The organism is Novosphingobium sp. NBM11, assembly GCF_015390225.1.
In the GTDB taxonomy this organism is placed as follows: Bacteria; Pseudomonadota; Alphaproteobacteria; order Sphingomonadales; family Sphingomonadaceae; genus Novosphingobium.
In genome coordinates, this window is record NZ_VUOG01000001.1 from 4,082,667 (window position 1) to 4,096,126 (window position 13,460).

The 13,460-nt window shown below is 64.7% G+C and carries 14 protein-coding genes and 1 tRNA gene; 12 read left to right on the top strand and 3 right to left on the bottom strand.

The annotated features are described in order from the left end of the window. The first annotated feature begins 90 nt into the window (after positions 1-90). The 3 genes from F1640_RS19770 (at position 91) to F1640_RS19780 (ending at position 2,669) form a co-directional block, all read left to right on the top strand. Positions 91-180, top strand: a tRNA-Ser gene (locus F1640_RS19770). 222 nt (positions 181-402) lie between these two features. Continuing rightward, complete coding sequence (locus F1640_RS19775; RefSeq protein WP_255530419.1) at positions 403-909, top strand: carboxymuconolactone decarboxylase family protein; 507 nt, start codon at positions 403-405, stop codon at positions 907-909. A gap of 203 nt (positions 910-1,112) precedes the next feature. Further along, entirely contained in the window at positions 1,113-2,669 is a 1,557-nt protein-coding gene (locus F1640_RS19780) for a sensor histidine kinase (RefSeq protein WP_194920926.1), read from the top strand. Between the two features lie 13 nt (positions 2,670-2,682). Here F1640_RS19780 and F1640_RS19785 read toward each other — a convergent pair whose 3' ends face one another. Together F1640_RS19785 and F1640_RS19790 are read right to left on the bottom strand one after the other, a co-directional pair. Next, positions 2,683-3,114: a response regulator gene (locus tag F1640_RS19785; RefSeq protein ID WP_309229307.1), complete on the bottom strand. Its 432-nt coding sequence runs from the start codon at positions 3,112-3,114 to the stop codon at positions 2,683-2,685. Positions 3,115-3,133: 19 nt separating this feature from the next. Continuing rightward, complete coding sequence (locus tag F1640_RS19790) at positions 3,134-3,793, bottom strand: response regulator transcription factor (protein WP_125955573.1); 660 nt, start codon at positions 3,791-3,793, stop codon at positions 3,134-3,136. Positions 3,794-4,101: 308 nt separating this feature from the next. Between F1640_RS19790 and F1640_RS19795 the strand changes: the two genes are divergently transcribed. Next, complete coding sequence (locus F1640_RS19795; protein WP_194920928.1) at positions 4,102-4,686, top strand: helix-turn-helix domain-containing protein; 585 nt, start codon at positions 4,102-4,104, stop codon at positions 4,684-4,686. Positions 4,687-4,742: 56 nt separating this feature from the next. Here F1640_RS19795 and F1640_RS19800 read toward each other — a convergent pair whose 3' ends face one another. Then, positions 4,743-5,735: an MBL fold metallo-hydrolase gene (locus tag F1640_RS19800; RefSeq protein ID WP_255530420.1), complete on the bottom strand. Its 993-nt coding sequence runs from the start codon at positions 5,733-5,735 to the stop codon at positions 4,743-4,745. Positions 5,736-6,008: 273 nt separating this feature from the next. On the opposite strand from F1640_RS19800, the gene F1640_RS19805 reads away from it, so the two are divergent. The 8 genes from F1640_RS19805 to F1640_RS19840 all read left to right on the top strand — a co-directional run bounded on the left by F1640_RS19805 (position 6,009) and on the right by F1640_RS19840 (position 13,448). Further along, on the top strand, positions 6,009-6,602 hold the full coding sequence (locus tag F1640_RS19805; RefSeq protein WP_125955578.1) for a M17 family peptidase N-terminal domain-containing protein: 594 nt from the start codon (positions 6,009-6,011) through the stop codon (positions 6,600-6,602). Positions 6,603-6,933: 331 nt separating this feature from the next. After that, on the top strand, positions 6,934-7,590 hold the full coding sequence (locus F1640_RS19810; protein ID WP_194920929.1) for a hydrolase: 657 nt from the start codon (positions 6,934-6,936) through the stop codon (positions 7,588-7,590). An 89-nt stretch (positions 7,591-7,679) separates the two neighbouring features. Further along, the gene (locus tag F1640_RS19815; RefSeq protein ID WP_194920931.1) at positions 7,680-8,498 is read left to right on the top strand and encodes an alpha/beta fold hydrolase; all 819 of its coding nucleotides are present in this window, start codon (positions 7,680-7,682) and stop codon (positions 8,496-8,498) included. 37 nt (positions 8,499-8,535) lie between these two features. Further along, positions 8,536-8,784 (top strand): DUF1427 family protein, encoded by a 249-nt coding sequence (locus F1640_RS19820; protein ID WP_194920932.1) that lies wholly within the window; start codon positions 8,536-8,538, stop codon positions 8,782-8,784. A gap of 53 nt (positions 8,785-8,837) precedes the next feature. Continuing rightward, positions 8,838-10,727 (top strand): amidohydrolase, encoded by a 1,890-nt coding sequence (locus F1640_RS19825; protein ID WP_194920933.1) that lies wholly within the window; start codon positions 8,838-8,840, stop codon positions 10,725-10,727. A 24-nt stretch (positions 10,728-10,751) separates the two neighbouring features. After that, positions 10,752-11,642 (top strand): glyoxalase, encoded by an 891-nt coding sequence (locus F1640_RS19830; protein WP_194920934.1) that lies wholly within the window; start codon positions 10,752-10,754, stop codon positions 11,640-11,642. Between the two features lies 1 nt (position 11,643). Further along, on the top strand, positions 11,644-12,063 hold the full coding sequence (locus F1640_RS19835; protein ID WP_194920935.1) for a DoxX family protein: 420 nt from the start codon (positions 11,644-11,646) through the stop codon (positions 12,061-12,063). A 14-nt stretch (positions 12,064-12,077) separates the two neighbouring features. Continuing rightward, positions 12,078-13,448, top strand: a complete 1,371-nt coding sequence (locus tag F1640_RS19840) for an alginate export family protein (protein WP_194920936.1) — start codon at positions 12,078-12,080, stop codon at positions 13,446-13,448. Positions 13,449-13,460 lie beyond the last annotated feature (12 nt).

Here is a 13,460-nt window from a genome sequence, read left to right on the forward strand (position 1 = left end):
GGAATCCCCCGCGGCGCAAATCCTCTTCACGACGGAGCGGTTCGCCGCTATCGCCCCTCCACGCCGCGCGCCCACGGGTCGCGCCGGTGCGGACAGGTGGCCGAGTGGTTTAAGGCAGCGGTCTTGAAAACCGCCGTGGGTGCAAGCTCACCGTGGGTTCGAATCCCACCCTGTCCGCCACATTTCCTCGCAAATTCAACGGCGGCACGCTCTTCGGGGGCCGGAATGGCGATTTGGACAGGCCAAACATGAACCGGACGAATTCGACGCAAACTTTGCGCGCCTGCTGTCGCCCGCCGCAGGAGCGGCTAGACCGCACCGAAAGCAGGAGCGATCGATATGCGCCTTGACCCTCTGACTCCCGGCCAGTTGTCTGATACCCAGCGTCCGCTTTTCGAGAGCATGAAGGCAGGCGTCAGCGCCAAGTATTCGAACTTCGTGACGACGCGGGCCGATGGCGCTTTACTCGGCCCCTGGAACGCGTGGCTGCATGATCCTGAGATTGGATCGGGCATCTGGCATCTCTCGCAGACGATGACGCAAGCGCGAAGGATCCCGGACCGCGCCCGTCAGGTTGCTATCCTGGTTACCGGTGGGCGGCTGGACGCGGCATACGAAATCTACGCGCATGGCGCCGTTGCGACCGCCATTCACGGGATGAGCGCGGCGCGGGTGGAGGCGATAGCGTCAGGCAATCGGCCGGACGATCTTGACGACGAAGAGGAGGTCGCATTCGAGGTTGCCCAGACGCTGGTCAAAGGCGGTGCGCTGCCGCAAGCCCTCTATGATCGCGCTTTGGACGTGTTCGGTCGTGAAGGAGCGACCGAGCTGTTCTACCTCGTCGGCTACTACTGCCTTGTCGCGATTACGCTGAACGCATTCGACATTCGCGTACCCGCTCAACCCTGATCCGTTGGCGGCCCCGCTGACCGGGAGCATCGATCCGGCTTTCCTTCGGGATGGCGGCGGGAAATCGCCATGACGGGCCACGCGCCAGTCAAGGAGGGGTGAATCCCCCCCCTTCCGGGTGTGAAATGGGCTCCCGCCTTGGGCTATCCTCGGGCCGATGACTGAACCATCATGCAACGATGTCCGTCGGTTTGCATCATAGGATGGCGTTTGCGGCCGATCCGGCAGCTTCAATGGCGGCCGGGACAGGTGCTTCCCGTTCTCTGCCGGTTACGCGGCAGGTGGCGGCGGCCCTTCTCGCCGTGGCAATCTTCTGGGCGGACACTTTCACCGACTTCGGAAGCGCCTTCGCGACTCTTTACGTGCTGGTGCTGCTTCTCGCATGCAATCGGGCGGCGCGAGCGCACATTTTCGGATGGTCCGCCGTCTGCGCGCTATTCACCGTCGCGAGCTTCGCCTTCGTCCATGGCATGACCGCTCACGCCGATGCGACATTGCGCATGGTGATCAGCCTGGGCGCGAATGCGGTAACGACCGCCCTCCTGCTGCATCGGCAAGCGGTGGACGATCGGGCAACTCGCGGCGAGCGCCGTCATGAAGATACGCTCAATTCGCTGGCCGTCGCGATCTGGGAACATGACTTTCGCCCCGTGGCCGCCGCGATCGCCGCGGTGCGAGCGGCCGGGGTCGAGGACCTGCCGGCGTTCCTCGACGAAAATCCCGATTTTATCGTCTCGACGCGCTCACTGGTGCGCATCACCGATGTGAACGAAACTGCCCTCGATCTCATGGGCGTGCCGTCCAAGCAGGCCTTCTTCGAGCATCTGAGCGATTTTCTGCCCGAAAGCGATGCCAGCTTCCGCGAGTGCATCCTCGCGATCGACGAACGGCGCGATATGTTCCAGGCGGAAACGCAGGTTCGCGCCGCAAACGGGGAGCCGATCGACATCTTTGTCGCCTTCAGCCTGTCGCCCGATCGCGGGCTTGATCGCGTGCCCGGGAGCATTTTCGACATTCGCCAGCGCAAGCGGCTCGAAATGACGGTCGAACGTACGCGATCGGAACTGGACAAGGTGCAGCGCAGCGCCGCGCTCGGAGCAATGTCGGCGATGATCGCGCACGAGATCAATCAGCCTTTGACCGCGGTCCAGGGATTCGCGTTTTCAGCGCAACGCTGGATTGAACGCGACGTGCCGGATCTGGACGAGGCGCGGCAAGCGCTTGCCGGTCTGCACGACGCCGTGCTCAACGTTCACGAGGTCATGCAGCGCGTCCGGAATCTGGTCGGTAACTCGCAGACCGAAAATGCGCCGGTGAACCTGCATACGCTGATCCGCAATACCGTGTCGTTCGCTTCGCGGGACGTGGAAGCCCAGGGTGCGAGGATCAGCTTTTCCCACTGTGCCCCGGAGGTGATGATCCTGGGGGACCGGGTGCTCCTGAAGCACCTGCTGCTCAATCTCGTCGCCAATGCGCTTCAAGCCATGGAAACTCCGTCGCGCGAGGAAAAGCTGATCGAGATCGACCTCAGTCTCGCCGGGAACCAGGCCAGCATCATCGTGCGCGATACCGGACCAGGCTTGCCCGCATCGACGCGCGAGAAGCTCTTTGAACCCTTCTTTACGACGAAACCCGTCGGCATGGGTCTGGGCCTGTCGATATGCAGGTCCATCGTGGAGCTTCACGACGGGCAGATAACGCTGGCGAACCATCCGGAAGGCGGGACGCGGGTTTCTCTAACCCTGCCCGCACGGGTATGACCTGCCGAGCAGCTTATGCGGGAAGCGCCTGCCGAAGAACGTCTAGAAGCCGATCGGGATGCAGCGGCTTCTCCAGAAAACCTGCCATCTTCAGCATCCGCGCCTTGGCCCGCACGCCCGGCGATGGAAATGCCGTCATCAGGATCACGGGCACGGAGGCCCCCCGTTCCCGAAGGGCAGCGCCGAGGTCCAGTCCGGTCAACCCGGGCATCTGCAAATCGGTCAGAACACAATCGATCGCTGTTTCGGTCGATCCAAGGAAGTCCTCCACCGAGGCGTAGGCCATAGCGGCATAGCCCAACGAACGCAGCAGGCTGGCCGTGGATGCCCGAACACGCGCATCATCGTCGATGACGGCTATGACTTTATTTCTCAAGCGCATGATCTCCGGCCCTGCCTGCTCCCTCAGAAAGCCTGATGGACCGGATATATGGACTGCAACCACGCTGTAACCATACGGTAGTCTAAGCCGGCATTTTTGAGCCGTCGGATGCAAATTGTGTTGCGATTGCATCGGCTGCCCGCACCAGATCGGGCACTGTGCGCATTTCCATCTTCCGCATCATGCTGGAGCGGTGCAACTTCACGGTGATCTCGCTGATCCCGATTTTTCCCGCGATCTGCTTGTTCAACAGCCCCCGAACCACCCCATCCATGACCTGCCGCTCGCGCCTCGTCAGCAAGGCATAGCGTTCGCGAAGGGCTTTCGTCTGCTCGCCCGCGCTCCGTTTGACCGTGGCCGACGAGAGGCCCGCGTAGACTGCCTCCAGTATGTCCTGCTCACGGTAAGGCTTGGTCAGGAAATCGACGGCGCCGGCCTTCATCGCCTTCACCGTCATCGGTATGTCTCCATGCCCGGTCAGGAAAATGGCAGGGATGTCGATGCCCCTGTCGAGAAGCTGTCCATGGCATTCGAAACCGCCCATCTGCGGCATCCGCACATCGATGACGAGACAAGCCGGCACGTCAGGCAAATCGGCATCAAGGAGATCGTGGGCGGAGCCAAAGGCAAGGACCGCAAAATCCACCGAACGGAACAGCGATTCCAGCGACCTACGCACGAGGGCATCGTCGTCAACAATGATGACGACGGGGTTGCCGGCCTTGATCTGAATCGTCGCCATGGCGCGTCCTTTCCGGGCAGGAAAGGACAAGGAACGCGCATCCGATACAAGCCCCTGGCGGGTTAATGGCGCACCACCCTATCGAGGGGGTTCGGTATCAGAGGTTGTATACAGTTTTGACATTAAAGGAGAATTTTAGGCTATTGTTTGAGGCGCCGCACGTCGCACCACGGCAGGGGAGTTTCGCTTGCCAAGCTGGACCATGGTTTAATCTTCTCAAACGATGGCGATGATCAACTCAGCCGCCGCTCGATTTCGCCCCCCGAAGGATCCGGCGACACTCCCGTCAACCAAGATCGGGAGTCATTATGCTTCAAGAGCTGCAACGCGCGTCCGCGGCGCGCATCCAACCCACTGGCGTCCAGCAATCGATCTCCCCGCTTCAGGTCGCGTCGCTTCTGGCCGGTGCGCGGCGTTCGCTTGACGACGATCCCGGCCTGGCGCGGCATTATCTGGAGCAGCTCTCGGCCATATTCGACAAGGAGCTCGATGAAGGAACGCCGGACCGGCTTCTCCTTCCGCAGCGTCTTTCGAACGGGATAATCCAGACCAAGGGGGGGCTGGCAAGCTGGCAGGTCCGCCGCGTTACCGATTATATCGACCAGAAGCTGGAAACGCCCCTCATCACGGAGGAACTTGCTGCCGTAGCCAGGCTCAGCACCGGCCATTTCTGTCGCGCGTTCAAGGTGAGCCTTGGGGAGACGCCGCACGCCTACGTCATCCGCCAGCGCCTGCGGCGTGCCCAGACTCTCATGATCCACACCCGCGATACGCTGTCCCAAATCGCGTGCGCTTGCGGCCTGACCGACCAGGCTCATCTGACGCGGCTCTTCCGTCGCATTGTGGGAAAAACTCCGATGTCGTGGCGTCGAGACCACCAATGCGTCGCCTGAGCGGCGCAGGAAGGCTGCTGGGCCGCTGACCGCCCGGTCGCCCGCGACATCGGCCTTTACCGGTTGAGCGTGTAGTTTACCGGGAGCCACTGGTAGGCGCCGTGGGGAAGTTTGGTCACGTGCCCGATCCCGGGGAACGAGATGTGCGCCGCCGCAACGAGCCATCCCTTGTCGGCTGCTTCGGCCAGGACCGCCTTGCGGGCCGCGATTGCTTCGGGAACGTTCCAGTCATACTTGATCGCGATGTCCGGCTCGGGGAACTGGACCGGCGCCATATGGACGGTGTCGCCCCAGAACAGCATGGTGGCGCTTGCGTCCTGGAGACGGAAGAAGCTGTGGCCGGGCGTGTGCCCCGGCGCCGATATTGCGCTCAGCCCTGAACCGAAGTCGGCATCGGGAGCAAAGGGTTTGACGCGCCCGGCAGCGACGTAGGGTTTCAGAACCTTCTGGATCGCCGGAAAGAAGGGCTGCAACAAGGGGCTGACCGATGCCTTGTTGCTGTCGTTGGTCCAGAAATCGAAATCGGCCTGAGAGACGTGGACAATGGCCTTGGGGAAGACCGGCTTCCCGCCCCTGAGCAGCCCGCCGGCATGATCCTCGTGCAGATGCGTGATGTAGATGTCGTCGATCTGTTCCGGGCCGTATCCCGCTGCCGCCAGCACGCTGACGAGTCCGCCGCCTTCCTTGCCATAGAGATCCCCCGCCCCCGTATCGATAAGCACCAGGCGATCGCCGAGATTGACCAGAAACGCATTGATCATGCCTTCGAATGGCGCAGGCAGGAACTGGTCGGCGAGAAGGCGCTCGATTTCGCCCGGTCGGGCGTCGACCGCGACCGTCGACGCGGGAAAGGGATGGGTGCCATCGAGCAAAGCGGTCACCTCGAAGCGGCCGACATGCATCCGAAAGAAGCTCGGCGCCTGCCGGATGGGCGATGGCGGCACGGCCGTCGTGGCGGCGAGCGCCGGTGCGTGGGGCGCGGCGGGGGAAAGAGCGAGGCAAGTCGCCATGGCGATGGCCGTCGCTGCTTGCCGATATGGTCCGTTCATCGAGAGGGGCCTCCGGTCGAATAGTGTCCTTATTGGATGGGGATGAACGAACGAAGGCGGGCCGGATTGGACATTAGCCACGCAAACAACAGGTTTTCGACAAGAACGCCGGGACATTCAGGCTGCCCGGCTGGCCTGTGGCGCGCCCGATACGCGGGCGAGATTGGCTCACATATGTCCAAATCCCGTCACTCGGAAACAGGACGCGCGGGGGCTGCGATACGAGTTTGACTGCTTCGCGCGATGAGAATGCCGTGACGGAGGCTGTAAAAAATGGGCGAGATTTCGGCGCGTACATTGGGTGAGCGACGCGGGGTCCGCTTCAAGGTCGCGCAGATCGATGTGCTGACGGAGGATGTCGAACTTCTGGTCGTGGGAATGTTCGAGCACGATGGCAGCAACCTGCCGACCGGCGGCGCCAATCAGCTGGACACCGTCTTCCAAGGCACGCTTAGCCGGCTGCGTGAAGGCGGTATCTTCAAGGGCACGATCGGCGAGACTCTGATGCTGTCGACGCCCCCACCCCCGATCAAGGCGCGTGCGCTGATGCTGATTGGAATGGGCGGCAGCGTGCCCTCCCCGCATTTGTCGATCGGCGGGCTCACCGAACTCGCCATGCGCACGGCGCTACGCATGGACGCCCGATCCGCCGGCTGCTTGCTGACCTGGTCGGAACGGGAAATCCCGTCGGATCTGGTGGAGGAGACCGCCACGGCCATGATGGAAGGGGCGCTCAAGGCAATCGAGGAAGCCGGCAAGGGTGCGTCAGGCGAGATGGACTGGATATTTGATATCCGGAACGGAGACGCCACACGGACGGCCAATGCTCTGGAACAGAGGCTGAAGGGCGGCCGTGCGCAGGATTGAGAGCGCCCGGCGGCGGTCGCTCATGCGCGCCACGCGCAATTCAGGGCGGGCCGGGGCGGGATCGCGGATGACGCGCGGTTTCGCGTGCAGATGCGGGTTGCCATCATTCCGGTCCAAGACGGGTGAAGGCAACCAACCTAGTCTCGGGTGCATGTCAGCCTTCGCCTCTGGAAACGGTGCCGTCGATTTGGCCCGGGCCGGCGCGGCACATGCATGACAATTTTGCCGCGTTGATGCCCCCTCGGCGATTTCCGCGGCCGATCTGAAGTCGTCAGCGTGCTTCGCACGCACCCAGACCGTAGTCGAACGTTGTCCGAAAAGGAAATCCCGCATGACGATCAAAGCCACGCCAACCCCCGGCAGGTCGCTTATCTCGCCCACCGACCATACACTCATCCTGATCGATTTTCAGTCGCAGATGTCCTTCGCGACCAGATCGATAGCGATGGAGGTTTTGCGCAACAACGCGGCCCTGATCAGCCGCGCGGCAAAGGCGTTCAACGTACCGACCATCCTGACCACCGTTGCCGAGAAGAGCTTCTCGGGACCGATGTACAGCGAGATCACCGATGCCTTTCCGGGCCAACCGCTTTTCGACCGGACTTCGATGAATACGTGGGAGGACGCCGCGGTGATCGCGGAGGTCAACCGGATCGGCAAGGAGCGGATCGTGTTCGCCGGCCTGTGGACCGGCGTTTGCATCGTGGGACCGGTCGCCTCGTCGATCGATCAGGGATTCGATGCCTATTTCATCGCGGACGCCTGCGGCGACGTGTCTGACGAGGCGCATGAGCGTGCCTGCCAGCGCATGATCCAGCTGGGTGCGAAGCCGATGACGTCGCTCCAGTATTTGCTCGAACTGCAGCGCGACTGGGCGCGGGTCGACACGTACGACGCCACGACGGGAATCGCGAAGGAATGGGGCGGCGGCTACGGCCTCGGAATTACGTACGCGAAGACCATGTTCGGTGCCTCCGAGGGGCACTGACCTCCCTCGGGACCGGCAGCGCCTTCGCCCCTCTCCCGCCCCCGCGCTGTCGGTCCCGTTCTCTCAACCCAGACAAGAGGAACGCGATTATGAGTTTCGCAACGGCCAAGGACGGCACCCAGATATACTATCGCGAATACGGCGAAGGCCAGCCATTCGTCTTCTCGCACGGCTGGCCTCTCAACGCCGATGCCTGGGACGGCCAGATGCTGTTTCTCGCGAACAACGGTTTTCGTGTGGTCGCCCATGATCGACGGGGACATGGGCGCTCCGAGCAGCCCGCGAAGAACAACGACATGGACACCTATGCGGACGATCTGGCCGCCGTGATCGAGGCCCTGGATCTTCGGGACGCAATTCTGGTGGGGCATTCCACCGGTGGTGGCGAAGTTGCGCGCTATATTGGCCGTCACGGTACGTCACGCGTCGCCAAGGTGGTGCTCGTCGGCGCGGTCACGCCGGTCATGAAGGTTGGCCCCAACAACCCGGATGGTGTCCCGGCCGAGGTCTTCGATGGAATCCGCAAGGCGGTGCTCGACAACCGCTCCGGCTTTTATATGTCGTTTCCGGAAACTTTTTACGGATGGGACATCGGCAAACCAAGGGACGAGAGCCTGCGGTACGCTTTCTGGCAGCAGGGAATGGCAGGCGGCGCCTATGCGCAATATGCCTGCGTGCAGCAGTTTTCCGAAAGCGATTTCACGGAAGATCTCAAGAAGATCGACGTACCCGCCCTGTTTGTCCACGGCGACGCCGATCATGTCGTGCCGATCGATGTCTCCGCGCGCAGGGCGGTCAAGATTGCGCCGCATGCCACGCTCTCGGTGTACGAGGGCAGCACGCACGCGATCCCCACGCTGGATCAGGACCGGTTCAACGCGGAACTGCTCGCCTTCGCGCGCAACTGACGCGGGAATCTGACGGGTCCGCCGGGGAGGAAAGTCCATGAAGCCCTATCTGATCTCGCTGGCCGCCGGCTTGCTGATCGGCCTCATTTACAGCCTCCTCGGCGTCCGCTCACCGGCGCCCCCGGCGATCGCCCTGCTCGGGCTGCTCGGCATGCTGCTGGGTGAGCAGGCGATCCCGGCCGCCAGGCGGGTCTTCTCCGGGAAAGAAGTCATTCCCTTTCTGCGTTCGGACCACGCTGGGTACGTGCAGGACCTGCCTGCCAACCAGCAGAAGGACGACGTGTGAAGCTCACTCGGCGCAAAACGGTCGTCGGAGCCGGCGCAACCGCGTTTGGCGCCATGCTCCCATCCCCCTTGTACGGAAGGACTCCTTCGGTGCCACAATCCGACCTTCTTCTCGTCAACGCCAAGGTGTCGACGCTTGATCGTGCCAATCCGGTTGCTGAGGCCATCGCGATCCGGGATGGCCGGTTTCTGGTGGTGGGGAGCGAAGCGGAAGTCCGCGCCGCGGTCCTGCCCGGTGCGCGGGTCATCGATGCCGGGGGCCGCCGCGTCATTCCGGGGCTGATCGACAGCCACATGCACATCATCCGCGGTGGTCTGAACTTCAACATGGAACTGCGCTGGGACGGCGTGCCTTCGCTGGCCGAGGCGATGGCCATGCTGAAGCAGCAGGTCGATCGCACCCCCGCGCCGCAATGGGTGCGCGTGGTCGGCGGGTTCACCGAGCACCAGTTCGCCGAGAAGCGCCTGCCGACGATCGCCGAGCTCAACGCCGTCGCGCCCGATACGCCGGTGTTCATCCTGCACCTCTACGACCGCGCGCTGCTCAACGCCGCCGCGCTGCGCGTGGTGGGCTATACCAAGGACACGCCCAATCCGCCCGGTGGCGAGATCGTGCGCGATGCCGCCGGCAACCCGACCGGCCTGCTGCTGGCCCAGCCCAACGCCACGATCCTCTATTCGACGCTGGCCAAGGGCCCCAAACTTCCCGAGGACTATCAGATCAATTCCACCCGTCACTTCATGCGCGATGTGAACAGTCTGGGCGTGACCGGGGTGATCGATGCCGGCGGCGGCTTCCAGAACTATCCCGACGACTACCGGATCATCGAGAAGCTGCACCAGGACGGCGAACTGACCGTGCGCATCAGCTACAACCTGTTCACGCAGAAGCCGAAGGAGGAACTCGCCGACTTCAGCGGATGGGTGAAGCAGGTCAGCCCCGGCCAGGGCGACGACAGCTACCGCCACAACGGCGCGGGCGAGATGCTGGTCTATTCTGCGGCCGACTTCGAGGACTTCCGCGTCGCCCGGCCCGACATGCCGCCCAGCATGGAAGGCGATCTCGAACCGGTGATCCGCCTGCTGGCCGAACACCGCTGGCCCTGGCGCCTCCACGCCACCTACGACCAGACCATCGGCCGCGCGCTCGATGTGTACGAGAAGGTCCATCGCGATATCCCGCTGACCGGGATCAACTGGTTCTTCGACCATGCCGAGACGATCAGCGACCGCAATATCGACCGCATCGCCGCGCTGGGCGGCGGCATCGCCGTGCAGCACCGCATGGCCTATCAGGGCGAATACTTCGTCGAACGCTATGGCGCCAGGGCGGCCGAGCGCACCCCGCCGATCACGAAGATGATCGCCGCGGGCATCCCGGTGGGCGCGGGCACGGATGCCACGCGCGTCGCCAGCTACAACCCGTGGGTGTCGCTGTCCTGGCTGGTCACCGGGCGCACGGTGGGCGGGCTCACGCTCTATCCCGGCGCCAACCGCGTCAGCCGGGAAAAGGCCCTGGCGATGTGGACCTACGAGAATACGTGGTTTTCCAACGAAGTGGGGAAGAAAGGTCAGATCAAGGCGGAGCAGCTTGCCGATCTGGCGGTGCTGTCGGACGATTACTTCAGCGTGCCCGAGCACGCGATCGTCCACATCCGCTCGGTCCTGACGCTGCTGGGCGGCAAGGTCGTCCATGGCGAGGGCGACTATGCGCCGCTCGCCCCGGCCCTGCCGCGCCCGATGCCCGACTGGTCGCCGGTCGCGACCTTCGGCGGCTACCACAAGACGCCCGAGGCACGCGCCAAGCTCGCCTCGGCCTGCGGCTGCCACTCCGCCTGCGGCGTCCATGGCCACGATCACGCCGCCGCGCTGGGCGCGTCCGTGCCGGCGGCCGACGTGCAGACCTTCTGGGGCGCGCTCGGCTGCGGCTGCTGGGCGGTCTGATCCCGGGAATACAGGAGAAATCACATGAGGAAGCTTGCCTATCTTGCTGCTGTCAGCCTGGTTCTGTCCACGCCGGCAGCGTTCGCGCGCGATGCCGCCGCCGCCGACTACGCCGTGGGGCCGCAGTACGACACGACCCATGTCTACGTGCCCGAAGACGCCTTCGACACGTTCGTCGCCAGCTTCGTCGCCACCTTCGGCGGCAGCACCAGCAAGCAGGGCGAATTCCAGGTCACGCCCACCAAGAGCCTGACCAAGTCGCAGCTTGCGCTGACCCCCGCCGGCACGGTGTCCGCCTTCGGCTTCAAGACGCCGATCCCCTACCCCTTCGGCGACGAGCGCACCGGCTATCTGGTCACCGACATGGACGCCGCCATCGCTTCCGCGGTGAAGCATGGCGCGGTGCGCCGGCTCGATGCCTTCCCCGATCCGATCGGGCGCGACGTGGTGATCCAGTGGCCGGGCGGCGTGAACATGCAGCTCTACTGGCACACCGCCAAGCCGAGCTACGCGCCGCTCGCCACCGTGCCCGAGAACCGCATCTACCTGACGGCCGATGCCGCCGACCGCTTCATCGCGAGCTGGACCGGCTTCGCGCACGGCCGGGTCACGGCCGACAACCGCGCCGCGTCGGGGGCCGAGGTGGGCCAGCCCGGCAAGACGATCCGCCGCGTCGCCATCGACAGCGGCTATGGCCGGATGGTGGTGTTCGTCACCGACGGGCAGCTTCCCTGGCCCTATGGCCGCGACATGACCGGCTACGAGACGGCGGATCTGGCCGCCACGCTGACGCGGGCCAAGGCCGCCGGTGTCGAGACGCTGGTTGCCCCGTTCACCGCCAATGCCCGCCAGAGCGCGATCGTGCGCTTCCCCGGCGGCTATATCGCGGAAATCCACGCCGCGGCGGCGCAGTGACATGGCCGCCGATGCTCCGCCGCGCTTCGTGAACCGGTTGCTTGGCTGGGCGCCAACGTGGTTCATCGCCCGCCTGCTGCTGGTCAGCGCCTACCTTCTGGGCGGCGTGACCAAGCTGGCGGACTGGCCGGGCGCGGTGGCGGAGCAGGCGCATTTTGGGTTATATCCCGCAGGTTTATGGGCCGCTCTTACCATTCTTGTCGAGATCATCGGTCCGCTGCTGATCCTTGCCGGCCGCCTCGTCTGGCTGGGCGCCGGCATGCTCGGCGTGTTCACGGTACTGGCCGCGATGGTGGCCAACGCCTTCTGGACCCTGCCCGCCGGCGCGGACCGGTTCATGGCGACCAACGCCTTCTTCGAGCACCTCGGGCTGGCGGGCGGCTTCGTGCTGGTGGCGCTGGTGGCGCGACAGGCGCGGTGACATGGCGCGGTGACATGGCGCGCCGCGTCCTTCTCGCGCTGCTGCTCGCCGTGCTGTCCTTGCTACGGCCCGCCCCAGCGGCCGCCCAGACCGCCGAAGCCTGGCAGGCGCCCACGCTGAGCATCACGCGCTATGACGAGGACTGGTCGGACCTGGCCGACGCGGCAAAGCGCGCCCACCACTGGACCGGCCCCTTCAAATACATCCCGCTGGGCGATGATGCCTGGCTGTCCACGGGCATCGAAGTGCGCCTGCGCAACGAGAACAACCGCAACGCGCTGTGGGGCGGCGCGCAGGCGCCCGACGACAGCTTCCTGTGGGTGCGCGCGCTGCCCTATGCCGATCTCCATGCCGGGCCGGTGCGCCTGTTCGCCCAGCCCATCGTCGCCTATGCCGCCGGCGTCGCTCCCGCCCCCGGGCCGGTCGACCGCACCGGGATCGACCTGCTGCAAGGCTTCGCCGAAGTCGACGCGGGGCCGGTCACGCTGCGCGCCGGGCGCCAGATGCTCTCGCTCGGCACCGAACGGCTCGTCGGCACGCGCTATGGCCCGAACGTGCCGCTGGCCTTCGATGGCGTGCGCGCCATCGTTACCCACGGACAGGCGCAGCTCAGCCTGCTGGCGGTGAAGCCGGTGCTCTCGCGCCCCGGCAACTTCGACGATCGCACGTCCCCCGCCAAGGCGCTGTGGGGCGCTTACGCGACGGTGCCGGGCGTCGACCTCTACTATCTCGGCTATTACAACCGCGATGCCCGCTTCGGCGCCGCGCAGGGCCGCGAGCGGCGCCACACGATCGGCGCGCGGCTCCACGGCGCGCGCGCCGACTGGCACTGGAACGTCGAGGGCGTCTACCAGTTCGGCGATTTTGCGGGGCAGCCGATCGCCGCCTGGACGCTGGGCAGCGAAGTGGGCCGCGCCGTGCCGCTGGGCCGCCTCTCGCCCGACGTGACCGTGCGCTTCAACGTGGTCAGCGGCGACCGCAATCCGCGCGACAATCATCTCGGCACGTTCAACGCCCTGTTCCCCAAGGGCAAGTACTTCGGCGAGCTTTCTCCCGTGGGGCCGACCAACATCGTCAGCCTCAACCCCCGGATCAGCACGCCGCTGGGCAAGGGCTGGTCCGCCAGCATCGCCGCCATGGCCTATTGGCGCTACACGGCCGGCGATGGCGTCTATGACATTCCCGGCAACCTGATCCGCGCGCCCGGCACCAGCCACGCCCGCTTCATCGGCAAGGAAGCCGAAGCCACCCTCGCATGGCAAACCACCGCCGAACTGGAACTGTCCGCCTCCCTCTCCGTCTTCTCACCAGGAACTTTCATCCGCCAAACCGGGCCCGCTCACCGCATCACCATGATCGGCTTCGAAAGCAATTTCCGATTTTAGTCCGCCACCGGA